Origin of the sequence: Burkholderia sp. WTPI3, assembly GCF_021483755.1 — a bacterium.
Taxonomy (GTDB): Bacteria; Pseudomonadota; Gammaproteobacteria; order Burkholderiales; family Burkholderiaceae; genus Burkholderia.
Genome location: NZ_JAGIXF010000045.1, coordinates 38,329 through 60,884, shown reverse-complemented (window position 1 = coordinate 60,884; position 22,556 = coordinate 38,329). Strand labels below are relative to the sequence as shown.

At 66.4% G+C, this 22,556-nt stretch carries 24 protein-coding genes; 12 read left to right on the top strand and 12 right to left on the bottom strand.

Annotated elements, in window-relative coordinates; translation table 11 throughout:
- Positions 1-819, bottom strand: an 819-nt coding sequence (locus tag J7024_RS22980; RefSeq protein ID WP_234745527.1) for an AraC family transcriptional regulator, incomplete at its 3' end; no start/stop codon positions are given.
- A 191-nt stretch (positions 820-1,010) separates the two neighbouring features.
- Here J7024_RS22980 and J7024_RS22975 point away from each other — a divergent pair.
- Positions 1,011-1,220, top strand: a complete 210-nt coding sequence (locus tag J7024_RS22975) for a hypothetical protein (RefSeq protein ID WP_124829728.1) — start codon at positions 1,011-1,013, stop codon at positions 1,218-1,220.
- Between the two features lie 32 nt (positions 1,221-1,252).
- On the opposite strand, the gene J7024_RS22970 is transcribed toward J7024_RS22975, so the two are convergent.
- Positions 1,253-2,206: a LysR family transcriptional regulator gene (locus J7024_RS22970; RefSeq protein ID WP_124829729.1), complete on the bottom strand. Its 954-nt coding sequence runs from the start codon at positions 2,204-2,206 to the stop codon at positions 1,253-1,255.
- Between the two features lie 100 nt (positions 2,207-2,306).
- On the opposite strand from J7024_RS22970, the gene J7024_RS22965 reads away from it, so the two are divergent.
- The 3 genes from J7024_RS22965 to J7024_RS22955 all read left to right on the top strand — a co-directional run bounded on the left by J7024_RS22965 (position 2,307) and on the right by J7024_RS22955 (position 6,231).
- Positions 2,307-3,665 carry an NAD(P)/FAD-dependent oxidoreductase gene (locus J7024_RS22965; protein WP_124829730.1) on the top strand — a complete coding sequence of 453 codons (1,359 nt, stop codon included), beginning with the start codon at positions 2,307-2,309 and terminating at the stop codon, positions 3,663-3,665.
- A gap of 322 nt (positions 3,666-3,987) precedes the next feature.
- Positions 3,988-4,422, top strand: coding sequence for a phosphatase (locus J7024_RS22960; RefSeq protein ID WP_124829731.1), 435 nt, complete (start codon positions 3,988-3,990; stop codon positions 4,420-4,422).
- A gap of 183 nt (positions 4,423-4,605) precedes the next feature.
- Entirely contained in the window at positions 4,606-6,231 is a 1,626-nt protein-coding gene (locus J7024_RS22955; RefSeq protein ID WP_175761443.1) for a histidine-type phosphatase, read from the top strand.
- A 17-nt stretch (positions 6,232-6,248) separates the two neighbouring features.
- Here the strand turns inward: J7024_RS22955 and J7024_RS22950 are convergent, their stop codons facing one another.
- From J7024_RS22950 to J7024_RS22940, 3 genes are all read right to left on the bottom strand, one after another.
- Complete coding sequence (locus J7024_RS22950; RefSeq protein ID WP_096500845.1) at positions 6,249-6,500, bottom strand: energy transducer TonB family protein; 252 nt, start codon at positions 6,498-6,500, stop codon at positions 6,249-6,251.
- Positions 6,501-6,542: 42 nt separating this feature from the next.
- Entirely contained in the window at positions 6,543-6,824 is a 282-nt protein-coding gene (locus J7024_RS22945) for a transcriptional regulator (RefSeq protein WP_124829733.1), read from the bottom strand.
- A gap of 250 nt (positions 6,825-7,074) precedes the next feature.
- A complete protein-coding gene (locus J7024_RS22940) occupies positions 7,075-8,049 on the bottom strand; it encodes a sterol desaturase family protein (protein WP_124829734.1) in 975 nt (324 codons plus the stop codon).
- Positions 8,050-8,128: 79 nt separating this feature from the next.
- Between J7024_RS22940 and J7024_RS22935 the strand changes: the two genes are divergently transcribed.
- The 6 genes from J7024_RS22935 (at position 8,129) to J7024_RS22910 (ending at position 15,810) form a co-directional block, all read left to right on the top strand.
- Complete coding sequence (locus J7024_RS22935) at positions 8,129-9,190, top strand: AraC family transcriptional regulator (RefSeq protein ID WP_234745526.1); 1,062 nt, start codon at positions 8,129-8,131, stop codon at positions 9,188-9,190.
- 100 nt (positions 9,191-9,290) lie between these two features.
- A complete protein-coding gene (locus J7024_RS22930; protein ID WP_124829761.1) occupies positions 9,291-9,581 on the top strand; it encodes a hypothetical protein in 291 nt (96 codons plus the stop codon).
- A gap of 444 nt (positions 9,582-10,025) precedes the next feature.
- Positions 10,026-11,666, top strand: coding sequence for an EAL domain-containing protein (locus tag J7024_RS22925; RefSeq protein WP_124829736.1), 1,641 nt, complete (start codon positions 10,026-10,028; stop codon positions 11,664-11,666).
- Positions 11,667-11,776: 110 nt separating this feature from the next.
- Positions 11,777-11,947 (top strand): hypothetical protein, encoded by a 171-nt coding sequence (locus tag J7024_RS22920; RefSeq protein WP_175751130.1) that lies wholly within the window; start codon positions 11,777-11,779, stop codon positions 11,945-11,947.
- Between the two features lie 80 nt (positions 11,948-12,027).
- Positions 12,028-14,400 (top strand): DNA polymerase II, encoded by a 2,373-nt coding sequence (locus J7024_RS22915; protein WP_175751129.1) that lies wholly within the window; start codon positions 12,028-12,030, stop codon positions 14,398-14,400.
- 294 nt (positions 14,401-14,694) lie between these two features.
- Positions 14,695-15,810: a J domain-containing protein gene (locus J7024_RS22910; RefSeq protein ID WP_124829738.1), complete on the top strand. Its 1,116-nt coding sequence runs from the start codon at positions 14,695-14,697 to the stop codon at positions 15,808-15,810.
- Positions 15,811-15,825: 15 nt separating this feature from the next.
- Here J7024_RS22910 and J7024_RS22905 read toward each other — a convergent pair whose 3' ends face one another.
- The 6 genes from J7024_RS22905 to J7024_RS22880 form a co-directional block, all read right to left on the bottom strand.
- The gene (locus tag J7024_RS22905) at positions 15,826-16,731 is read right to left on the bottom strand and encodes a LysR family transcriptional regulator (protein WP_124829739.1); all 906 of its coding nucleotides are present in this window, start codon (positions 16,729-16,731) and stop codon (positions 15,826-15,828) included.
- A gap of 79 nt (positions 16,732-16,810) precedes the next feature.
- Positions 16,811-18,055 (bottom strand): acyl-CoA dehydrogenase family protein, encoded by a 1,245-nt coding sequence (locus tag J7024_RS22900; protein ID WP_124829740.1) that lies wholly within the window; start codon positions 18,053-18,055, stop codon positions 16,811-16,813.
- 38 nt (positions 18,056-18,093) lie between these two features.
- Positions 18,094-18,852, bottom strand: a complete 759-nt coding sequence (locus J7024_RS22895; protein ID WP_175751128.1) for an SDR family NAD(P)-dependent oxidoreductase — start codon at positions 18,850-18,852, stop codon at positions 18,094-18,096.
- 7 nt (positions 18,853-18,859) lie between these two features.
- Positions 18,860-19,624: an SDR family oxidoreductase gene (locus J7024_RS22890; protein WP_124829742.1), complete on the bottom strand. Its 765-nt coding sequence runs from the start codon at positions 19,622-19,624 to the stop codon at positions 18,860-18,862.
- Positions 19,625-19,691: 67 nt separating this feature from the next.
- Positions 19,692-20,723 carry a phosphotransferase gene (locus J7024_RS22885; RefSeq protein WP_124829743.1) on the bottom strand — a complete coding sequence of 344 codons (1,032 nt, stop codon included), beginning with the start codon at positions 20,721-20,723 and terminating at the stop codon, positions 19,692-19,694.
- Positions 20,724-20,742: 19 nt separating this feature from the next.
- On the bottom strand, positions 20,743-21,417 hold the full coding sequence (locus J7024_RS22880; RefSeq protein WP_124829744.1) for a histidine phosphatase family protein: 675 nt from the start codon (positions 21,415-21,417) through the stop codon (positions 20,743-20,745).
- Between the two features lie 214 nt (positions 21,418-21,631).
- Here J7024_RS22880 and J7024_RS22875 point away from each other — a divergent pair, with 214 nt between their 5' ends.
- A complete protein-coding gene (locus J7024_RS22875; protein WP_234745528.1) occupies positions 21,632-21,787 on the top strand; it encodes a DUF3309 family protein in 156 nt (51 codons plus the stop codon).
- Here the strand turns inward: J7024_RS22875 and J7024_RS22870 are convergent.
- Positions 21,784-22,176: a hypothetical protein gene (locus tag J7024_RS22870; protein ID WP_234745529.1), complete on the bottom strand. Its 393-nt coding sequence runs from the start codon at positions 22,174-22,176 to the stop codon at positions 21,784-21,786. The two genes, J7024_RS22875 and J7024_RS22870, sit on opposite strands and share 4 nt — an antisense overlap.
- A 113-nt stretch (positions 22,177-22,289) precedes the next feature.
- On the opposite strand from J7024_RS22870, the gene J7024_RS22865 reads away from it, so the two are divergent.
- Positions 22,290-22,523, top strand: coding sequence for a hypothetical protein (locus J7024_RS22865; protein ID WP_175761399.1), 234 nt, complete (start codon positions 22,290-22,292; stop codon positions 22,521-22,523).
- Positions 22,524-22,556: the final 33 nt, after the last annotated feature.

The following is a 22,556-nucleotide window of genomic DNA, read 5'->3' as shown; positions in this document are numbered from 1 at the left end:
ATTCATCCAGTTCGCCATGTGGCTCTGATGCGCAAAGCCGGCTTCGAGCGCGATCTGGCTGATGCTCAGCCGCCCTTCGAGCAACAGCGTCTTCGCACGCTCGACCCGCCGCCGCACGACGTACTGGTGCACCGGCATCCCGAGCGTCTCGCGAAACAGCACCTTGAAATGCGGCACGCTGATCGATACGAGCGCCGCGAGCTCGGCGAGCGTCATCCGCCGTTCGAGATTCGCCTCGACATAGTCGATCACGCGCGCCGCCGCTTTCGGCGCGAGCGTGCGACGCCGCTCGCGGAACGCCGGCTGGCTGTCGACCAGCCGCGCGACGAGCGCCGTGCACAGGCTCTCCGCATAGAGCGGATCCGATGCATCCTCCGCCTCGAGTTCCGCGGCCATCGCCCATGCGATGTGTTGCAGGCGGGGATCGCGCACCTGCAACCGGCGACGGATCTGCGCCTGCGACGGCTTCAGTTCGAGCTGCTCGAACGTGCGCCGCACGAATGTGTCGCCGAGCGCGATGTGCAGGATCCGGCAGTCCGCGCTGTCCGTCCATTGGCCCGGCAGGCCGGCCGGAATCACGTCGACGTCGCCATGCGCCTGGATGCGCGACACGCGCTCGCCATCGCACACGCAATCGGCACGAACCGGCGAGCCGATATGCACGCCGATGCGGTGATGATCGGCGGCGGGAATCCGGTACGTGCCCGCGCGGATCTCCAGCAATGCCGCGCCGAAGCCGCGCCAGCCCAAGCCGCGGCTGGAGCGCAGGCTGACCGGCACGCCGTTGTCCGTTGGCGCGGCAAGAATCGGATCGCTCATGGTTTCCCTCCACCCGATCGGTGTCGATCGCGCATTGTGACGCTTTTTCGGGGCGCTTGCCGGACCTGGCCAGCCATTCCCGCGCATTGCAGCAAAAGATCATCCGTTTCTGCTCCGGCCCATCCTTGCATGCGCGCCAGCGGGCGCGGCGACGCCTACGATCGCCTCATCCGACACCTACGGAGCCCGTCATGCCCGATTGCTGCCCGCCCCGCGCGGCGTTCGCCGCGCCGTCGTCGTCCGGCACCGCCCGCGTCGCGTCACGCCCCCTTTCCCGATCCCGTTTCGGCAGCATCCGCGCCGCGATTGCCATCCGATGCCTGCGTCTGCTCGGCTGGTACCGGCTCGAACGGCTGCTCGCATCGATTCCCGACAGCAACGACGACTTCGGGATCGGCTGACGCGACACGACCGGCACTCACGCACCGTTCGCCTACTTGCGCCGCCGCTCCTGCGGCGCCACCGTCGCGCCGTCGATCACCGGTGCGCCCTGCTTGATCAGGAAGTCGCGGAACAGCCCTGTCACCTGCGAGATCCGCCGGTCGGCGAGCGTGATCACGTACCACTCGCGCACGATCGGGTTGCCGGGAAACGGCAATTGCCCGAGCAGCCCCGTGCGCAACTCGAGTGCACACGCGTGCAACGACAGGAAGGCGATGCCGAGCCCGGCCTCCGCCATCTGCTTGATCGCCTCGTTGCTCGACAGTTCGGAGCCCACATGGAAGCGGTAGCCGGCCGTCTTGAACAGGCTCTCGACGGTGGAGCGCGTGCCCGCGCCGCGCTCGCGCACGAGCAGGTGCGCGGATTCGAGATCCTTCAGCGCGACGCGCTTGCGCTGCATCAGCGGATGCCCCGGCGCCGCGACGAACACCATCGGATGCTTCGCGAATTCGACCGCGTGCGTGCGCAACTCCTTCGGCGCGCTACCCATCACCGCGAGATCGATTTCATGCGTCGCGAGCATCCGGATGATGTCGTCGCGATTGCCAACCTTGAAATAGGTCTTCACGTGCGGCCGCGTGGCGGTGAATTTCACCAGCAGCGGCGGGATCAGATACTCGGCCGTCGTGATCGCGCCGATGCGCAGCGTGCCGCCGAGATCGCCCGTCAGCGCGGCCACTTCGTCACCGGCCTCGCTCCACAGATGCAGGATCTCGCGCGCATAGCGCGACACGATCTCGCCGGCCGCGGTCAGCTGCACGCCGCGCCCCACCCGCTGCAGCAACGCGGCGCCCACGGCCTCCTCGAGCAGACGAACCTGCAGCGATACCGCCGGCTGCGTGAGGTTCAGCTCCTCGGCCGCGCGCGACACGCTGCCGAGCCGCGCAATCATGTCCAGCGCCTTCAGCTGCCGGAACGTCGCGGTTTTTCCTATAAGTGAATACATATGAGTCGCTTATAAACATTAAATTGTTCGAGTGGGTGCGAAACTATATCGTCGGTTCTTGAGCAATGTCATCCGAATCGTCATCAGCGGGAGCCACAACATGGACAACATCACGCCTACCCTTGCAACGGATCGCGCACCGCGCGTGCCGCGCATCGTGATCGTCGGCGGCGGCGCCGGCGGGCTGCACCTCGCCACGCGCCTCGGCGACACGATCGGGCGCCGCGGGCAAGCCGACGTCGTGCTCGTCGACCGCTACCCGACGCACTTCTGGAAGCCGCTGCTGCACGAAGCCGCGTCGGGCCATCGCGATCCGGCATCGCACACGATCGAATACGCGGCACAGGCAAAGCGCCACGGCTTCCGCTTCGTGCAGGGTGCGCTGCAGCGGGTCGACCGCGCGGCCCGCACGGCGACGATCGCCGCCGTGCACGATGCGGACGGCACGGAAATCCTGCCGCAGCGCGAACTCGGCTACGACGATCTCGTGCTGGCCGTCGGCAGCGTGACGAACTTCTTCAACGTGCCGGGCGCCGCGCGCCACGCGTTGCCGCTCGAAAACCTCGACCAGGCCGAGGATTTCCGCCGCAAGTTCCTCGCCGCTTGCACGAAGGCGAATCACCTGGCCGAGCAGCAGCCCGCGCGGCGCGCGGCGCCGATCTGCATCAACGTGATCGGCGCGGGCGCAACCGGCGTCGAGCTGGCCGCGGCGCTGCGGCACGCGATCCAGCAGCTGACGACGTATCGCTTCAAGGCGCTGGTGTCCGCCCGCGACGTGCACATCCGGCTGATCGAAGGCGGCCCGCGCATCCTGCCCGCGCTCGACGCACGGTTGTCCCGCAAGATGCACGCGCAGTTGCGCACGCTGAACGTCGACGTGCTGACTGATACGCGCGTCGCGGAAGTCGGCGCGGACGCGGTCACGACCGCGACCGGCGAGCGCCTCGCGAGCGACATCACGATCTGGGCGGCTGGCGTCGCGGGCCCCGCGATCCTGCGTGAACTCGGCGACATCGCGCTCAACCGGTCGAACCAGGTGATCGTGACCGACACGTTGCAGACTCCCGGCGATCCGCACGTGTATGCGTTCGGCGACTGCGCCGCGTGTCCGTCGGCTGATGCGGGAGGGTTCCTGCCGCCGCGCGCGCAGGTCGCGCACCAGCAGGCCGTGTATCTCGGCGAAGCGCTCGTGCGGCGCCATGCCGGCAAGCCGGTGACGGGCTTCACGTTCCGCGATGCGGGCACGGTCGTGTCGCTCGGGCAGGCGGGCGCGGTGTACCAGGGCGACCTCGGCGTGCGCTCGCGCTCGCTGATCGTCGACGGGCTCGCTGCGATCGGTCTGTACAAGTTCCTGTATCGCAAGCATCTGTTCAGCGTGTACGGGTTGAAGCGCGCGCTGTTCCAGTCGCTGAGCCACTGGCTGCAAAGCCGCAACCAGCCGTCGATCAAGCTGCACTGATCGCTCGCGCGCACGCGCACGCCGCACGACGGCGTATCGGGCTCATCGCCCGGTACGCCGTTTTTTCACATGCCCACAACCGGTGCATTCGAATCGGGCACGCATTTGGTGCATCACATCGAAGCCGGTCGATACGATGCAATTCACGCGCACGGCCCGCATCGCGTGCATCCCGCGCCGGCGCTGGCCCGCCGCCCGATTCATTAGTCAAATCGTATGAGTTGCATATAAATATTAATTGGTCGCATATTCCGGGTGGACGCTAAGGTGTGTGGCATTCCCGTCCGCGAACGGATCTTCACGTCTCAGGAGAAGAATCACCGTGGTCATCGAAGCTATCGTCACCCGTCTCGACGCCGCATTCGCACAGATCGAAGCGACCCCGGATTCGCGCGAATCGCGCAACCAGCGCGATGCGATCATCCAGTGGCTCGACAGCGCATCGGAGCAAGGCTATCGACTCGGTCTCGTCACGACGCTGCCGGCCGACCGGCTCAGCGACATGTTCGAAGGCCAGTTCGGCCGCGCGAATCTCGACCGCTTCTCGGTCGTCGTGAGCGATGCAAACCAGCAGGATTCCATATCAAATCAACATCCATTCGACGTCGCGCTGCAGGCGCTCGGCGTGCCGCCCGAACGTGCAGTCGCCGTCGCGAGCAGCGAACCGGAACGCCGCGAAGCAGAAGTCTTCGGCCTGTCGCGCTGCGTGCGCATCACCGACACGGTGCGGTCGATCGCGTCGGCAGGCATGCACTGACCTGAGCACCTGCACACGGGCCGGCGACCGCCGGCCGGTCGCACCCGTCGGCCTGCCGACGATTGCCTTAACGAATTCTGACATTTTGCTGTCAAAGTCGCTTGCGACACTTCCGGGCTCGACCGACTCCACCCGGAACCGGGACGACGCGAATCCGCGCCGTCCCGCCCGTTTCAAGCCACGATGACACACCCTTCCTGCACCGCCTCCGCCGTCGCCCTTGCCTGCCTGCTGCTTGCCGCGTGCGGCGGCGAGACGTCGAATCCGCCCGCCACGTCGACCGACAACAGCGGCACGCCGACCGAACCGCAGCCGACGCCCACGCCGGAGCCCGCACCGACACCCGCGACCTACTACCAGACGAAGACGCCGTATCGTCCGCAGCAGGACGCGGCCACCTACGAAGCGCCGCCGGCCGGCTACACGCCGGTCTATGCGGAGCTCGTCGCGCGACACGGCTCGCGCGGGCTGTCGGGCTTCAAGTACGACGGCGCGATCTATTCGATGCTGGTCAAGGCCGAGGCCGACGGCGCGCTGACCGCGCTCGGCGCGCAACTGAAAGCCGACACGTACGCGATGATGAAGGCCAACGCGCTGCTCGGCTATGGCGTACAGGGAATCTCGACGCCCGGCTACGGCAATCTCACGCAAACCGGCATCCGCGAGCACCAGCAACTCGCCGCGCGTCTCGCGCAGCGGCTGCCGGCGCTGTTCTCGTCGGGCGGCCGGCAGATCGTCGTCGTCAACTCGGGGCAGGACCGCGCGGTCGACAGCTCGACCTACTTCTCGTCCGCGCTCGTCGCCGCGCAACCGGCACTGGCCGCCGCGATCACGCTGCCGGCCGCACCCGCCGGCTATCCCGCGAGCGCGCCGGTCGCGCAGGCCGCAGGCACCAACCGCTTCCTGCTGTATTTCCACGCGCTGAAGCCGGCCACCGATCTCGTGACCGATACGTCCGATCCGTACTACGCGACCTATCAGGCAAGCCAGGCGTACCAGGCCTATTCGAGCGATGCGACGGTGGCCGACAAGCTCAAGACGATCAAGGCGGATCCGCTGGTCGCGCAAGTCGCGCAGACGGTGTTGTCCGCGCTCGTGTCGCAGGCGTTCGTCGCGAAGCTCGGCACGGACGGCTACACGTTCGCGAACACGGGCACCTACGCGTTCACGTCGTCGGACGGCAAGTTCACCAATACGCTGAAGGGCGACGGCAAGACGAAGATCGCGTCGGCCGTCGACGCCGTGAACGTGCTGTACAACCTGCTGCAGGTCGCACCGGCGATGACGGCCGAAACGGGCGGCATCACGATGGAGAAATATATCGGCGCGGAGCAGGCGCAGACGCTCGCATACCTGCAGGATGCCGAGGACTATTACCAGAAGGGGCCCGGCATCCAGGAAGCGAACCCAGTCACGTACCGGATGGCGAAGGTGCTGCAGGACGACTTCTTCAGCGAAGTCGACGCGATCGCGCGCGGCGACCTGACGCATGCCGCGAAGCTGCGCTTCACGCATGCGGAGATCGTGATTCCGTTCGCATCGATCATGAACCTGAAGAACGTGTTCGTGCCGACGCCGCAGGCGCAGACCTACACGTATGCGAACAATCCGTGGCGCGGCGACCAGGTGTCGCCGATGGCTGCGAACATGCAGTGGGACGTGTATCGCAACGGCTCGCGGCTCATCGTGAAGATGCTGTACAACGAGCGCGAGACGGATTTCCAGGCGGCGTGCGACGGCGCGAAGATCGCGCCGGCGAGTCACTTCTACGACTACGCGGGGCTGAAGCGCTGTTACGGATATCAGTGACGCGCAGCAGTGCGTCGTCAGTCAACCGCGTAATCGAGATCGTGCCAGCGCTTCGCGGATTTCCCGCCGGAGCCGAGATGACCGGCGGGGAAGCGCATCACGGCGATCGCATGGAGCGCCTTCTCGTCGAGCGCCGCGTCGCCGCAACTGTGCCTGACCTTGAGATCGCGGACACGCCCGTGCTCGTCGAGCCAGACACGCACGATCACGCGCCGTCGCGACGACGCACTCTGCACACCGCGTGACAACAGGCGATCCATCAGCGACATGATGTGCTCCTCATCCGTTCAATGCTGCGCCGCGCGTGTGCATCAATGCGCGACGGCTGCGCCCTTGCGTGCCGCCCGCGCACCCTTCGGCTTCACGGCGACTTGCTGTTTCGGATCGGCCTTGCCCGCATGCGGAACCTTTCGGGCCTTCGCGGCAGCCGCCGGCGCCTTTGACGCAGGCTTCGCGTCGGCATGCGCGGCAGCCGGCACGATCGATTGCGAACCAACAGGCCGCTGCGCCGGCTTCGCCGCGGCCGAGCGGCGCGTCGCAACGGGCGCCTGCTTGACCTGCCGCGAGTACGCCTTCACGTCCTGGTCGCTCATCCACGACTCCGTATAGGCCGCCGACGCAGGGTGCGAGAGGTTGAGATAGGCGACCGACGCCACGAGAAATGCACGGACATGCGTGCGACGATTCGATGCGGTAATGACGAATGCTCCTTGCGATCTGGCTTGACGCCCGGTGTCGGCGTCGTCGTGGCGGCACAGTAAAGGAGCGCATTGCGCATCGCAAGCATCGGACCGGCGACTCAAACGATTCTTAACGTTTCGCGCGATCCGCCGCGCATCGCGGTCATGCGCGGTGTTCGGCGACGTCGGCCACATCGGCCGCATCTTCTTCCCCGCCGCCCCGTCGCTCGACGCTCCATGTATGAATCGGCCGATGTCCGGGACGCTCCCACTCGGGCGGCATCCACAAATGGCGGATCCGTTGCGCAAGCGGCCCCGGCGCGAACACGTCGCGCCACATGTCGACGAACTCGTGAAGGTTCAGCACGAGGAAGTTGTACGAACGGATCTGCTGCGTGATGCCGTAGTCGACCGGCTCCGTTTCCTCGACATACGTGCCGAACATCCGGTCGAAGATGATCAGCACGCCGCCGTAGTTCCTGTCGATGTAGCGCGGATTGCGACCGTGGTGCGCGCGATGATTCGACGGCGTGTCGAACACGTATTCGAACCAGCGCGGCAGCCGACCGATCGCTTCGGTATGCACGAAGTACTGGTACGCGAGATCGACGGCAAGCAGGAACAGCACGACCGCGGGCGGAATGCCGAGCCACACCGGCGGCAGATAGAACACGAACACACCGACGAACGCGTTCAGCAGCGACTGCCGCATCGCGGTCGTGAAGTTCATCACTTCGCCGCTGTGATGCGGCACGTGCGCGGCCCAGAACCAGCGCACGCGATGCGACGTGCGGTGGAACCAGTAGTAGCAGAACTCGACGACGACGAAGATCGGCACGATCGTGAAGCCGTTCACCGGCACGTCGAACAGGCGATGCCGATACACCCATGCGAAGATCGCGCCGGTGAACAGGATCCCCATGACGGTCTCCGCGACCTGATAGCCGGCGCCGAGCGACAGGTTCGCGACGATCTCCTTCCAGCGAAACTGCTCGCGCCGGCCGCGCCGCGTCGCAATCGCGAACTCGATCGTGAACGCGACCAGGAACACCGGCGTCATGCCGATCAGCAGCACCTGTTTCCAATCCACGTCGTGGCCCATGAACGCATGCAGCCACGTCATCCACTCTGCCGGCATATCGATCGCCTCTGTCGGGAATTGACCGGCAGTATGGTCTTGCACGGGTCGGCCCGCGTTGACACTTGAGGACGATTCTTTGACACTTTCCGCCATGCCCGCCGCCTCCCCGCTACCGACGCAGCGCGTCTACTACTCGAGCACCTACGTCCGGCTGCTGTTCGACTATCTGTCCGGGCAAGGGCGCGACGCAGCGCGCGTGCTCGGCGAAGCGCGGCCGCCGGAGGACGATCGCGGCCTCACGCTGTACGCGAGCGCGCACTGGCGGCGCCTGCTCGAACACGCCGCCGATGCGCTCGGCGATCCGTTGCTCGGGCTGCACGTCGGCCAGCGGATCTCGCCCGCGCATCTGGGCGCGCTCGGCTATGCGCTGCATGCGTGCCGCGACGCCGGCGCGGCGCTCGCGCGCTGGCAGCAATACGAACATCTGATCGCGAACGTCGCGCGCATGGAAGTGCGTGTCGAAGCGGCATCGGTCGCGATCGAATGGCACGATGCGCCCGAACCGCTCGGCGCGCTCGTCGACGAAGTGGCGCTCACCGCGATCGTCCAGTTCGCGCGGAACATCACCGGCACGCACGACGGCCCGGCCGAAGTGTGCTTCGTGCATCCGCCGCCCGTCGACACGCAGCCTTACGCCGACTACTTCGGCTGCCCGGTGCGGTTCGGGCAGCCGGTCAACCGGCTTGCGTTTCCGTTGCACCTGCTTGCGCAACCGCTACGCCAGCCCGACGATGCACTGCTGCAGATGATGGAACGGCAGGCGAGCGCGCTGCTCGCCGAGTTGCGGCAGACCGACGATCTCGAACAGTCGGTGCGCGAGGCCGTCGCACGGCTGCTCACGCGCGGCGAAATAAGCATCGAACAGGTCGCATCCGACATGCACGTGTCGTCGCGCACGCTGCATCGGCGGCTCGCCGAACTCGGGCTCAATTTCCGGACGCTGCGCGAAGACACGCGGCGGCGGCTCGCGATCGATTACCTGAACGATCCGCGCCTGACGCTCGCGGAAGTCGCGTGGTTGCTCGGCTATTCGGAACACAGCGCGTTGACACGCGCGTTTCGTCGCTGGACGGGCGAATCGCCGCAACAGTGGCGCAGCCGCCAACCGGCACGCGCCACGAACGTCGCGCGTGGATGAAGCCGCGTCGATGACGACGCGGAAGACAGGGACGAATGGCGCGGCGATCCCCGAACTCGGCCTGCCCGGCGATGTCGAACGAACATCGCCGGAGATTCAAATGAAACGCACCGCCCCGCTCATCGCCCTGATCCTGCTCGCCGCGGCCAGCTTGCCGGCCGCCGCCGATACCGGCGCGGGCAATGCCGCCGCACCGGTTGCCCGGGAAGCGCGGAATTGCGTGCCGTCCTCGAGCGCCAGCCCGACGTCGAAAACCCCGCCGATTCGCGTGTGCGTCAGCGATTCCGATACGCAACTGAACCTGCCCTGGTTTCTGACCGACGTCCTTACCGCAGTGAACACGCGCCAGTCGCCGCGCGACCTGCTCCACAAGATGCGCGACGATTTCTGACGCGCGGGCGGCCCGGCGGGCGAATCGACACGTCCGCCGCCCTCGGGTATCTCCTGACCCTGAAAAAAAGAAACCAGCACAACGCAGGTTGGACGACGTTCGCTGCAGATTGACGGCAAATCCCGATGCCGCCGCGCTACGCGAATATCTCCTGTTGAGAGTCAATCGCAAAATTACACCGTTTGTTGAGTAACAGCATTTCGTAATTGCGCGTCGCGTCTTATACTTGCCGCGCACCATCCTCGTGCCAAGAGAAGGTGTCTTCTGTCCCGGCCGTACCACGATACGGCCGGGTTTTTTTCGATGCGCGACTTCAATATGCATGCGGAATCAATGTATGTTCTGGAGAAACGCCGCGATGCCACGGCACGCGCGTCACCCGCATAGAATCGATTTGCGTCCCGATATCGACGCGTGCCGCCGTGGCCCGGCCAGGCACGACGAATGCTCCGCGCCAGTTCATCGACCGGTTCGACAGGCATCCCCATGCATGCAACAACAAACGCGCCCCGAGGAACGTCAACACCGAGCCCGAAGCCCGCGTTCCAGCGCAGCGGCGCATGGCCCCACATTCTCTTTTCCATTGTCCTGATCGTCTGCGTGGTCGTGCTCGCTGCAAGCGTCATCGTGGCCGATCGGCTCGCGCGCGAAGCGATTGCCCGACACGAGCGCGTCGTCGCGAACGACATCGTGTTCTCGGTCGACCGTATCCTGGACGGGATCCGCACGCGCAACCCGGACGAACTGCTGGCGCTCGTCGGGCAGCCATGCGCGGCGGTTTTCAGAACGCTGGCCGAAGTGAGCACCCGCCTGCGCTACCTTCGCGCGGTCGCACTGGTCAACGACGGTCGCGTGTCGTGCTCGTCCGCACTGGGTGCGATCGACCTGCCGCTCGACGCGTACCTGCCCGCGCCGAAGCCGGACACCACGGTCGTCACGCTGCTGCCGCAGACGCCGTTTCAGCATGGCGTTCCCGTACTCGCGGCGCTGCGCTCGACCGGGCCGGGATCGGGCGTGCTGTATCTGGTCGAAGGCGACTATCTGTCCGACATGCTGGCGCACGGCACCCGCTTCGGCGCGGAAACGGCCACGCTGTCGGTCAATGGCGCGGGCGGCCTCGATCAGCAGGGCGCGTTCGTGCCGCAATCCGCCGTCACGCCGCCGAACGGCAGCGTGATCGCATCGAGCCGCTGGCCGTTCACGGTCCGGGTCACCTCGTCGGAACAATACGTATCGCAGGTGCAGCGGAACTACCGGCTGATCTTCGTGACGATCGCGCTGCTGATCGACGGCCTGGTCGCAGCGGCATACCTGCTCGCGATGGCGCCGCGGCGGCTGTTGCTGAAGGCGGTGCGCAACGCGCTCAAGCGCAACGAATTCCATGTGGTGTACCAGCCGATCGTCGACGTCCAGACGCGCAGGACCGTAGGCGTCGAGGCGCTGCTGCGCTGGCAGCACCCGAAATGGGGGACGATCGGCCCGGCCGTGTTCATCCCGCAGGTCGAGTCGAGCTCGATCCTGCCGAAGGTGACCGAATTCGTGGTGCGGACGGCAGCATCGGAACTGACCGGCCTGACGCCGTCGATGCCGCTGCGCATCGCGGTCAACATCGCGCCGAAGGATCTTGAGCGCCCGCGCTTCGTGTCCATCGTCGAAGAGACGATCCGCCAGTTGCCGCCGGGCTTCACGCTGGTGCTGGAAGTGACGGAGCGCATCCTGCTCGAGAAGAACGCGCGCACCACCGCGATGTTTCTTGCGCTGCGCGCGAAAGGCGCGAAGTTCGCCATCGACGACTTCGGCACGCATCACAGCAATCTCGACATGCTGTCCCGCTTTCCGTTCGACTACGTGAAAATCGACCGCCAGTTCATCTCGCAGTTGAAGACCGGCAACGCAAGGCTGATCGAAGGGATCGCGGCGCTCGCGCACCACTACGACCTGAAGATCATTGCCGAGGGCGTGGAAACAGAAGAACAACATCGGGCGCTGCACGCGGTCGGGATCCAGTATGCGCAGGGCTATCTGTATCAGCGCCCGCAGCGGCCGGAAAACCTGAAGCGCGATTTCACGGCGATGACGGCCTGAGCGGCGGCCGGCGCCGCGGACGGCCGTGACGATGCGCGCGCCAGGGGCGATCCTGTTGCGCGCCGGGCATTCGCACCTGTATCCCCGGCTGCATCGTCGCGGCGGCAGACATGCCTGCGCACCTCGCGACACCGCATCCCGCGGTGATCGAATTCGCGGATGGCCCGGGTGCGACGGCAACGCTATCGCAGCGGGAACACGACGCGCCCGAACTCGACGTGGACGAATACATGAGGAGCAAGCGCCATACGGTCGTCGCGCGACGGCTTCCTGCCACCTGATGCCATCGGCATGGACATGGGCGGGAACCGCGCGACAGCGCTAAAATCCGCCGCCTGGGCATCCACGACGAGCAAGCGTTTTGACGGAGTTCGAGCAGGGTTTCATCCTCACCCGCCACTGGCGGGACACCGCATCCGGCATCGAGATCGAGTTCTGGCTGGCAACCGAACACGGCCCGCGCCGCGTGCGGCTGCGCCCGCAGGAAGCCGTCGCGTTCGTGCCGGCCGAGCAGCAGGCGCTCGCCGAACGTGCACTGGCCGGCGAACGCGATGCCGAACTGCGCCCCCTTGCGCTGCGCGATTTCCGCCAGCGCCCGGTCGTCGGCCTCTACTGCCGGCGCTATCGCCACCTGTCCGGACTCCAGAAGCGCCTCGCCGCGGCCGGCGTCGACGTCTACGAAGCCGACGTGCAGCCGCCCGACCGCTACACGATGGAGCGCTTCATCACGGCGCCCGTGCGGTTTCGCGGCGTGCCCGGCCGCGACGGCACGCTGGCCGACGGCGAACTGAAAAGCGCGACCGGCTATCGCCCGGCGCTGCGCTGCGTGTCGCTCGACATCGAGACGAGCGTCCACGGCGAGCTGTATTCGATCGCGCTCGAAGGCTGCGGGCAGCGACAGGTCTACATGCTCGGCCCGCCGAACGGCGACGCGCCCGCGCTCGACTTCCGGCTCGATTACTGCGACAGCCGGCCCGAGATGCTCGCGCGGCTCAATGCGTGGTTCGACGAGCACGATCCCGACGCCGTGATCGGCTGGAATCTCGTGCAGTTCGACCTGCGCATCCTGCACGCTCATGCGGAGCAGTACGGCGTGCCGCTGAAGCTCGGGCGCGACGGCAGCGCGCTCGACTGGCGCGCGCACGGCCAGCAGCCCGACCACTTCTTCGCGGGCGCAGCCGGCCGGCTGATCCTCGACGGCATCGACATGCTGAAATCGGCGACGTGGACGTTCCCGTCGTTCAGCCTCGAATACGTGTCGCAGTCGCTGCTCGGCGAAGGCAAGTCGATCGACAATCCGTACCAGCGGATGGACGAGATCCAGCGCCGCTTCGATCACGACAAGCCCGCGCTCGCGCGCTACAACCTGAAGGACTGCGAGCTCGTCACGCGCATTTTCGACAAGGCCGACCTGCTGTCCTTCGCGCTCGAACGCGCGACCGTCACGGGCCTCGCGGCCGATCGTACCGGCGGCTCGGTCGCGGCGTTCACGCATCTGTACCTGCCGCGCATGCACCGGCTCGGCTACGTCGCGCCGAACCTCGGCGACGTGACGGGGCAGAACAGTCCCGGCGGCTTCGTGATGGATTCGCGGCCCGGCCTGTACGACTCGGTGCTCGTGTTCGACTACAAGAGCCTCTATCCGTCGATCATCCGCACGTTCCTGATCGACCCGGCCGGGCTGATCGAAGGGCTCGCCCATCCGGGCGACGATACCTCCGTGCCCGGCTTTCTCGGCGCGCGCTTTTCGCGCACCGCGCATTGCCTTCCCGACATCGTGCGGCGCGTGTCGGAAGGCCGCGACGAAGCGAAGCGGCAGCGCAACGCACCGCTGTCGCAGGCGCTGAAGATCATCATGAACTCGTTCTACGGCGTGCTCGGCTCGACGGGGTGCCGGTTCTTCGATCCGCGCCTCGCGTCGTCGATCACGATGCGCGGCCACGAGATCATGCATCGCACGCGCGAGCTGATCGAAGATCAGGGATACGAAGTGATCTACGGCGACACAGATTCGACATTCGTGTGGCTCGGGCGCGCGCACGACGACGACGAAGCCGCCGGCAAGGGCCGCGCGCTGGTCGAGCACGTGAACCGCTGGTGGCGCGCGCACCTGCACGATCGCTTCGGGCTGGAGAGCGCGCTCGAACTGCAGTACGAGCGGCATTACCGCCGCTTCCTGATGCCGACCGTGCGCGGCGCGGAGGAAGGCAGCAAGAAGCGCTACGCGGGCCTCGCGCTCGCGGCGAACGGCGGCGAAGACCTCGTGTTCAAGGGGCTCGAGACGGTGCGCACCGACTGGACGCCGCTCGCGCAAGCATTCCAGCGCGAGCTCTACCGGCGCGTGTTCAAGCGCGAGCCTTACCAGGACTTCGTGCGCGACTACGTGCGCCGCACGCTCGCCGGGGAATTCGACGCGCAACTGATCTATCGCAAGCGCGTGCGCCGGCCGTTGAGCGAATATCAACGCAACGTGCCGCCGCACGTGCGCGCCGCGCGGATCGCCGACGAATTCAACCAGGCGCGCGGCCGGCCGCTCCAGTATCAACGCGGCGGCTGGATCAGCTACGTGATGACGACGGCCGGCCCCGAACCGCTCGAAACGATGCGCTCGCCGATCGACTATGCGTTCTACGTGAGCCGCCAGCTGCAGCCGGTCGCCGATGCGATCCTGCCGTTCCTGCGGGACGACTTCGAACGCGTGATTTCGGGGCAGGGGCGGTTGTTCGGCGACTGACGCGATCGCAACGCGACGCCCCCATCGCGCCGCACGGTTGCGCTCGCAACCGCCTCGCGCCCTTCCTGCCCTTCATGGCGGCGCACCCGCACTGATCGGCATTCATGCCAGCTCTTGCGCCCGGCGATAAGTCACACCGCTTGGCCCGAAATGAGCAAAGAGGTCGTTGAAGCCGGAATCGATGGCGGTGCTGTAACGCAGCGGCATCGGTGCATCGCGGGCCGGAACGCACGCGCCCGTCCGGCTAGAATACCGGCCTGCCGCGCCATCCGCCGCGGCCGGAGGATATTCATCATGACCGCACGCCGCGGTGCCGAGGTCGCCATTGCGCCCGGTCACGAGACAGCCAGCCTGTCGAAAGCCCAGAAAACGTTCAATACGCTCGTCAAGCAGATCGAAAAGCGACGCGAGCGGCTCGGCGCATGGGAAGCCGTCATGCCGGCGTTCCAGAAGAAATTCGTCGACGCTCTGTTGCCGCTCGAACAGCAATCGACTGCGCTGCGGATCCGGCTGATCCATCTGCTCGACGACGCGTTCCTGCGCAAGGGCTTGAGCAAGGCCGAGCAGCGCACGCTGTCCGACCTGATCGCGAACAGGGCCGGCGATTTGCTGAACGTCAGCGACGACGCCGGGCTGAAGGCCATTTACGACCGGCATCGCGCCTTCGCGAACGTCGGCAACGCAGCGGCCGATCCTGAGCCGATGAAACCGGAACCCGAACCGGCCCCGACAGAGGATCTCGACACGCTGTCGCCCGACGAACTCGCCGAGCGAATGCAGGCCGAACTCGACGCCCAGTTCGAGCGCGACATGGCCGCTCACGCGGCCCGCGAGGCCCGGCGCGCGAAGCGCAAGAAAGCACCGAAGCAATCGGCCGCGCAGGCCCGGATCGAAGCCGAGCAGGCCGAGTCGAGCAAGTCGATCCGCGAGATCTATCGCAAGCTGGCCAGCGCGCTGCATCCCGATCGCGAAACCGATCCGCAGGAACAGCAGCGCAAGACCGTGCTGATGCAGCGGGTCAACCACGCTTATGCGAAGGGCAATCTGCTGCAACTGCTCGAACTGCAGCTGGAGATCGAACAGATCGACCGCCGTGCGATCGAGGGACTCAGCGAAGCGCGGCTCACGCGTTACAACGGCATCCTGGAGGAACAACTGCGCGAGCTCGATCAGGAGATCGAGCACGTCGAGCGCGATTTCCGGCGGACGTACGGCATCGCGTCGTCGATCAAGATCGCGCCCGATACCGTCCTGCGCATGCTCACGCGCGACATTGCCGGCATGCAGCGCAGCAACCAGGACCTGACCGTTGCGCTGCGCGAGTTCGAGGATCCGGATCAGGTCAGGGACTGGCTGAAGGATCTGAAGCGGCGGCCCGCATCGTCGCGCTTCGGCGACGATTCGTACTGAGCGCTCCCGTTCACGTCACTGCGTCTCGCCCATTCCCCCCATCAGCGTCATCAACTGCTCCCGCAGCCACTGACTGCCCTGATCCTGATCGGCGCTGCGGTGCCAGTAGCAGAAGTATTCGAGCCCCGGCATCTCGAACGGCAATTCGAGAATCCGCGCCGGATAGCGCTGCAGCAGCCGCAGCGGCGCCGTCAGCGCCAGATCGCCGCGCATCGCGATCAGCGGTGCGACCATGTAGTGCTGCACGCGCATCTGGATATTGCGACGCAGCCCGAGCCGCGTCAGTTCCGCGTCGACGTACCCGCTGCCCTTGCGGCGGCTCGACACGTGGATATGCCCCATCGACAGGTAGTCGTCCATGGTCAGCGTGTCGCCCTTGAACGGGTGTTCATCGCGAATCATGCACGCGTAGCGGTCGCGCACGAGCAGCGCCTGGTGCAGGTGCGGATCGGCGATCAGCGGCGCGTCGATCGCGATGTCGACGGAGCCGTTGGCAAGCGCGGTCGCGACTTCGCGGCGGTCCATCGTATAGCTGCGCACGTGCATGCCGGGCGCATGCGTCTGCAGGAGTTCGCCGAGCGCCGGCAACAGCAGCGCCTCGGTCAGGTCGCTCATGCTGAGCCGGAACACGCGTTCGGACGAAGCCGGATCGAACACGTCGCCTTCGTGCGCGCTCGAATCGAGCAGCTGCAGCGCCTCGCGCACGCGGCCGACGATGTTTTCGGCCATGGGCGTCGGCATCATCCCGGCCGGCGTGCTGACGAACAGCGGATCGTTCAGCGTCTTGCGCAGCCGCGCCAGCGCGTTGCTGACGGCCGGCTGCGTGAGGTTCAGCACCTCCGCCGCGCGCGTCAGGTTGCGCTTGTTGTAGATCGCCTCGAATACGACGAACAGGTTCAGATCAATCTTCGAAAGGCGCATCGCCGGATCTCCTTGCCGGCATCTTAATACGGCGTGCGCCTCCCGTTCGCCCACGTCGCCCTTCCCCGCGGCGCGCCGCTCAACCGCGCGGCGGACGCGTCAGGTACGGCTCGGTCGACCCGCGCACGGCATCCTTGATCTCCATGCGCGCGATCGCCTGCAGGTGCACCTCGTCCGGGCCATCGGCGAAGCGCAGCGCACGGCCCCACGTCCACAGATCGGCGAGCGGCGTGTCGGGGCTCAGGCCCATCGCGCCGAACACCTGCATCGCGCGGTCGCACACGTCCGTATAGACGGTCGGCACGAGCGCCTTGATCATCGAGATCTCCTTGCGCGCCGCCTTCGCGCCGACCTTGTCGATCATCCACGCGGCCTTCAGCACCAGCAGGCGCGCCTGGTCGATCTCGATGCGCGAGCGCGCGATCCATTCGCCGATCGTGCCGTGCCGGTTCAGCGGCTTGCCGAACGCCTCGCGCGACTGCGCGCGGTCGATCATCAGCTCCAGCGCGAGCTCGGCCGCGCCGATCGAGCGCATGCAGTGGTGAATGCGGCCCGGGCCGAGACGCGCCTGCGCGAGCGCGAAGCCGCTGCCTTCCTCGCCGAGCAGGTTGCGCGCCGGCACGCGCACGTTGTCGAACGTGATCTCGCAGTGCCCTTCCGGCGCGTAGTGATTGACCACCGTGATGTTGCGCACGATCGTCAGGCCCGGCGTATCGCGCGGCACGAGGATCATGCTCTGCTGCTGGTGCGTTTCCGCATCGGGGTCGGTCTTGCCCATCACGATGAAGATCCTGCAGTTCGGATGCGCGGCGTTCGTGATGAACCACTTGCGGCCGTTGATCACGTAGTCGTCGCCGTCGCGCTCGATGCGCGTCGTGATGTTGGTCGCGTCCGACGACGCGACGTCGGGTTCCGTCATCGCGAACGCCGAGCGGATCTCGCCGCGCAGCAGCGGCAGCAGCCACTGTTCGCGCTGCTCCGGCGTCGCGAACATGTGCAGCAGCTCCATGTTGCCGGTGTCCGGCGCATTGCAATTGAACACTTCCGACGCCCAGCCCACGCGCCCCATGATCTCGGCGAGCGGCGCATATTCGAGGTTCGTCAGGCCCATGCCCGGCTCGTCGTCCTTCAGGTGCGGCAGGAACAGGTTCCACAGCCCTTCGGCCTTCGCGCGCTCCTTCAATTCTTCCATGAACGACACGGGGTATTGCCCCGCATGCACTTCCTCGTTCCACTGACGGATACGCGGCACGATGTGCGCATCCATGAACGCGCTCACGCGTTCGCGCAGTTCTTCCACTTTCGGGGTGTAGCCAAAGTCCATGATCGACTCCTCGAGATTCCGTGTTCCGTTCGTTCGGTTCAGAAGGCCGAGACGCCGCCGTCGACGGCGACGGCCTGCCCGGTCAGATAGGTGTTTTCCTTCGCGCACAGCGTGAGCATCGTCGCGACGATTTCTTCCGGGCGGCCGAGCCGCTTCATCGGCGAGCCCTGCGCGAGGAAGTCCTGGCGCTCGCCGATGTCGCTGTCGGTGACCATCGGCGTCGTGCTGTAGAACGGGCACACCGCGTTCACGCGAATGCCGTGGCGCGCGTATTCGAGCGCGGCTGTCTTCGTGAGCCCGACCACCGCGTGCTTCGACGCTGCGTAGGCGGCCAGCTTCGGCGCGCCGCCAAGCCCCGCCATCGACGCGACGTTCAGGATCACGCCTTCGCGCTGCGCGAGCATCTGGCGGATCTGGTGCTTCATCCCGAAGAACACGCCTTTCGCGTTCACCGCGAAGCTCAGGTCGAGATCGGCTTCGTCGGTATCGATCAGCGCCTTCAGCGGCGGCGCGATGCCCGCGTTGTTGATGCCGACGTCGAGCCGCCCGAAGTGCGCGACCGCCGCCTGCACCAGCGCCGCGACCTCCGCTTCGATCCGCACGTCGCAGCGTTGCGCGATCACGTCGGCGCCGGCCGCGCACAGCGGTGCGGCCACGCGTTCGAGCGCCGCATCGTTCAGGTCGCCGAGCGCGAGCCGCGCGCCCATCGCGGCCAGCTCGCTCGCGAGCAGCGCGCCGAAGCCGCTCGCGGCGCCGGTGATCATCACGGCCTGCCCGGCGTAGCTGTCGAGTTTCATCGCGCGCTCAGATCGTCAGGCCGCCGTCGACGACGATGCATTCGCCGTTCGTGTAGCTCGACGCGTCCGACACGAGATACAGCACCGTGCCGGCCATCTCGTTCGGCTCCGCATGGCGGCGCAGCGGGATCTTCGCGGTCCAGGTCTCGTAGATCTCCTTGTCCGCGAACAGCGCGCCCGCGAACTTCGTCTTCGTGAGGCCCGGCAGCAGCGCGTTCACGCGAATGCCGAACGGCCCGCACTCCTTCGCGAACGCCTTCGTCATGTTGACCACCGCGGCCTTCGTGATCGAATAGATGCCTTGCCGGTCGCCCGGCTGCAGCGCATTCACCGACGCGGTGTTGACGATCGCACCGCCGCCGTTCGCCTTCATCAGCTTGCCGGCCTCGACCGACATGAAGAAGTAGCCGCGGATGTTCACGTCGACCGTCTTCTCGTATGCGGCGAGATCGGTATCGAGGATGTGCCCGAAATACGGGTTCGCCGCAGCGTTGTTCACGAGGATGTCGAGCCGGCCGTGCTTGCCGCGAATCGTCTCGAACGCCGCCGCGATATCCTCCATCCGCCCGACGTGGCAAGCCAGCGCTTCGGCACGGCCGCCCGCCGCGACGATTGCGTCCGCAACTGCCTGGCAATCGTCGAGCTTGCGGCTCGATACGATCACGTGCGCGCCCTGCTGCGCCAGCAGCTTCGCGATTTCCTCGCCGATGCCGCGGCTTGCGCCCGTCACCAATGCGATCTTTCCCGTCAGGTCGAACAGGTTCGTTGCCATGTCGTCGTGCTCCTCCATTGATGTGTTTGGCCGTGCCGCCGCGCGGCGGCTGCGGCGATTCCGGTGTTCAGCGCTGCGCGCCGATCACGCCGACGGCCATTTCGGCCAGCCGGCCGGCCATCGCGCCGACGCGCAACGCCTGCTCGCTCGACGCATTGCCCTTTAGCGCGCGTGCCTTCACGCCCTGCGCGATCGCCGCGAGCCGGAAGAAGCTGAAGGCCAGATAGAAATGCCAGTCGCGGATCGGCTCGATCCCGCGCAGTTCGCAATAGCGCGCGACGATCGCCGCTTCGTCGGGAATCCCGAGTGCCGCGCGATCCTGGCCCGCGAGCCCGCGCACCTGGCCGCCCGACGGCAGCCGCAGGCACATGCAGAAATACGCGAGATCGGCGAGTGGATTGCCGAGCGTCGACAGTTCCCAGTCGAGCACGGCCTGCACGCGATAGCCTTCGCGCGCGAACATCAGGTTGTCGATCCGGAAATCGCCGTGCACCAGCGCGGGCCGGCCCGTGTCCTCGGGGCACGCTTTCGGCAGCCAGTCGATCAGCGTCTCCATGGCGTCGAGGCGCTCCGTTTCCGCCGCGCGATACTGCTTCGTCCACACGCCGATCTGACGCTCGAAGTAGTTGCCGGGGCGGCCGTAGTCGGCCAGGCCCACCGCGTCGACGTCCACGTCGTGCAGCGCGGCCATCGTGCGCAGCAGCGCGTCGTAGCAGGTCGCGCGCTCGTCCTTCGGCAGTTCCGGCAACGCCGGATCCCAGAAGATCCGGCCGTCCTCGAAGCTCATCACGTAAAACAGGCTGCCGATCACGTCGCGGTCTTCGCAGAGGTGATACGGATGCGCGACCGGCACCGCGGTGCCCGACAGCGCGCTCAGCACGCGGAATTCGCGATCGACCGCATGCGCGGATTTCAGCAGCTCGCCGGGCGGCTGGCGGCGCAGCACGTAGCGGCCGCTCTTCGCGCGCAGCAGGAAGGTCGGGTTCGACTGGCCGCCGGCAAACTTCTCCATGTCGAGCGGGCCTTCGAAACCCGCTACGTGCGCTTCCAGATAGCGCGTGAGGCGGGCTACGTCGAGGGGCTGGGAAAGGGTCGTCATCGTCGCGATCGTTCGTGGGTCAGCCGTAGGTTCGCAGCGCATGTCGTTCGGGATCCTCCAGATGCGGGATGCCATTGAACGACGCGAGGTGGAACGCATCGGCGTTGAAGAAAAACTGCGAAAGACTGCTGTTGCGGATCTGCAGGTTCAGCGCGATCGCGCTCGACGGCGGTGCGTCGAGCACCTGCTGCACGGTCACCGCGATCGGGCCGCCGGAACTCACCGCGAGCACGCGCTGGCCGCCGCCGTGGCGGATCGCGGCGCGCGCGTCGGCAACGCGCTGCCGGAAATGCGCCCAGGTTTCGGGGGCCGAGTCGCCGAGCTTGTCGTCGGCCCACAGGTACAGCACCTGACGGAGCGCGCGAAAATGCTCCTTCATCGAGCCGGCCGCGAGCCGCGCGATCTCCGGATAGTCGCGCTCGGCTGCCGCGAACAGCCCGTGGAAGTCGTATTCGTTCAGGCCGGGATGGCGGTCGACCGGCGCGCCTTCATGGCCCATCCCGCGCAGGATCGCATCGACCGTCTGCGCGTGCCGGTTCATCGTGCCGCAGATCACGCGGTCGAATGCGAGGCCCTGCCGCGCGAAGTATTCACCGAGCCAGACGCCTTGCCGCTCGCCCGCGGCAGACAGCCGGTCGTAGTCGTCCGTGCCGAACGACGCCTGCCCATGCCGTACCAGAAAGAGTTCAGCCATTGCCTGCCCTGCCCGCCTGAGGGAAACCGAAGGCCCAGCATAGCGACCGGATCTACATTTTTGAAATTTATTTTCTGAATCATTCAGTATTCATCGCATGAATTCCATCCGGACAGACAGTGCGCTTGCGCCGGCCTTCGACCGCACCCCGCGTCGAGGCACGCGAATTGCGACAGCCGCCACCGTCATGTCGAACACGTCCAGGGGGGGTGCGATGCTCGGTACGATCCTTATCATCATCCTGATTCTGATGCTTATCGGAGCATTTCCTTCATGGCCGCACAGCAGAAGCTGGGGTTACTGGCCATCGGGTAGCGTCGGGCTCATCGTCATCATCGTCGTGATACTGGTGTTGCTGGGGCACATCTAGGCAGGAGGGCGCGTGCCGTCGAACGGTCGCGCCTTCCTTTTTCGTCGTCGTGGCTTCTTTACAAAAGCAAGCGATGAACGGCAAACCCGGCAGTGCTCACCGGGCTGCGCATCGGCGCCGGCGACCACGTGGTCAAGCCGTTCAATCCCGCCGAAGTCGTCGTCGCGCCCGTCTCGCGCCCGTCTCGCGCCCGTCTCGCGCCCCACGCGCACGAGCGGCGGCTCGAAACCCGGCAGCGTGTATTCCGCGACCGGCATGGTCGATTTCGCCTCCGGCCCCTGTACGACGACGGCCCGCACCGCGCCGGCCCGGTCGAACTTCAACCGCGTGCGCAGGGTCGCCCGACGCGGCGCTTCCAGCGTCACGCAAACGAATTCGAGCACGAACACGGTAACGAGCGGCACCAGCGGCAGCCGGAACGAATAACCGTTGCGGCCATGCCCCGGATCCACCGTATCACCGGCGACAGTTGCCAGAAACGGCTGTCCCTGCGGCGTGAAAGTTGTTGTTCCATGTCCATCCATTCCCGACTGTCCGATACGGCTTCGTCACTTCATCATCGCAGCGCGGCGGCACCGGCAGCATCAGCATCCGCGTCGATGCGCGCGCCCGCCGCACGACCATTCCGCATCATGTCGTGAGCGCCCGTGGAAAACCCGCGGCACGTCCGCTCCTGCGCCCGGGCGCGGCGAAACCGAATGCCGCAGGTTATCAATTGATCCAAAAGATTCATTAGACGGTGCATCGTCCGGCGCGCGATGCTGGCCCC

What these genes read in the sequence shown, in the direction of transcription:
- J7024_RS22975 (WP_124829728.1), top strand. Translation starts at nt 1,011, where the DNA reads ATGCCCGATTGCTGCCCGCCCCGCGCGGCGTTCGCCGCGCCGTCGTCG.
- J7024_RS22970 (WP_124829729.1), bottom strand. Translation starts at nt 2,206, where the DNA reads ATGTATTCACTTATAGGAAAAACCGCGACGTTCCGGCAGCTGAAGGCG.
- J7024_RS22965 (WP_124829730.1), top strand. Translation starts at nt 2,307, where the DNA reads ATGGACAACATCACGCCTACCCTTGCAACGGATCGCGCACCGCGCGTG.
- J7024_RS22955 (WP_175761443.1), top strand. Translation starts at nt 4,606, where the DNA reads ATGACACACCCTTCCTGCACCGCCTCCGCCGTCGCCCTTGCCTGCCTG.
- J7024_RS22950 (WP_096500845.1), bottom strand. Translation starts at nt 6,500, where the DNA reads ATGTCGCTGATGGATCGCCTGTTGTCACGCGGTGTGCAGAGTGCGTCG.
- J7024_RS22945 (WP_124829733.1), bottom strand. Translation starts at nt 6,824, where the DNA reads ATGAGCGACCAGGACGTGAAGGCGTACTCGCGGCAGGTCAAGCAGGCG.
- J7024_RS22940 (WP_124829734.1), bottom strand. Translation starts at nt 8,049, where the DNA reads ATGCCGGCAGAGTGGATGACGTGGCTGCATGCGTTCATGGGCCACGAC.
- J7024_RS22930 (WP_124829761.1), top strand. Translation starts at nt 9,291, where the DNA reads ATGAAACGCACCGCCCCGCTCATCGCCCTGATCCTGCTCGCCGCGGCC.
- J7024_RS22925 (WP_124829736.1), top strand. Translation starts at nt 10,026, where the DNA reads ATGCTCCGCGCCAGTTCATCGACCGGTTCGACAGGCATCCCCATGCAT.
- J7024_RS22920 (WP_175751130.1), top strand. Translation starts at nt 11,777, where the DNA reads ATGCCTGCGCACCTCGCGACACCGCATCCCGCGGTGATCGAATTCGCG.
- J7024_RS22910 (WP_124829738.1), top strand. Translation starts at nt 14,695, where the DNA reads ATGACCGCACGCCGCGGTGCCGAGGTCGCCATTGCGCCCGGTCACGAG.
- J7024_RS22905 (WP_124829739.1), bottom strand. Translation starts at nt 16,731, where the DNA reads ATGCGCCTTTCGAAGATTGATCTGAACCTGTTCGTCGTATTCGAGGCG.
- J7024_RS22900 (WP_124829740.1), bottom strand. Translation starts at nt 18,055, where the DNA reads ATGGACTTTGGCTACACCCCGAAAGTGGAAGAACTGCGCGAACGCGTG.
- J7024_RS22895 (WP_175751128.1), bottom strand. Translation starts at nt 18,852, where the DNA reads ATGAAACTCGACAGCTACGCCGGGCAGGCCGTGATGATCACCGGCGCC.
- J7024_RS22890 (WP_124829742.1), bottom strand. Translation starts at nt 19,624, where the DNA reads ATGGCAACGAACCTGTTCGACCTGACGGGAAAGATCGCATTGGTGACG.
- J7024_RS22885 (WP_124829743.1), bottom strand. Translation starts at nt 20,723, where the DNA reads ATGACGACCCTTTCCCAGCCCCTCGACGTAGCCCGCCTCACGCGCTAT.
- J7024_RS22880 (WP_124829744.1), bottom strand. Translation starts at nt 21,417, where the DNA reads ATGGCTGAACTCTTTCTGGTACGGCATGGGCAGGCGTCGTTCGGCACG.
- J7024_RS22875 (WP_234745528.1), top strand. Translation starts at nt 21,632, where the DNA reads ATGCTCGGTACGATCCTTATCATCATCCTGATTCTGATGCTTATCGGA.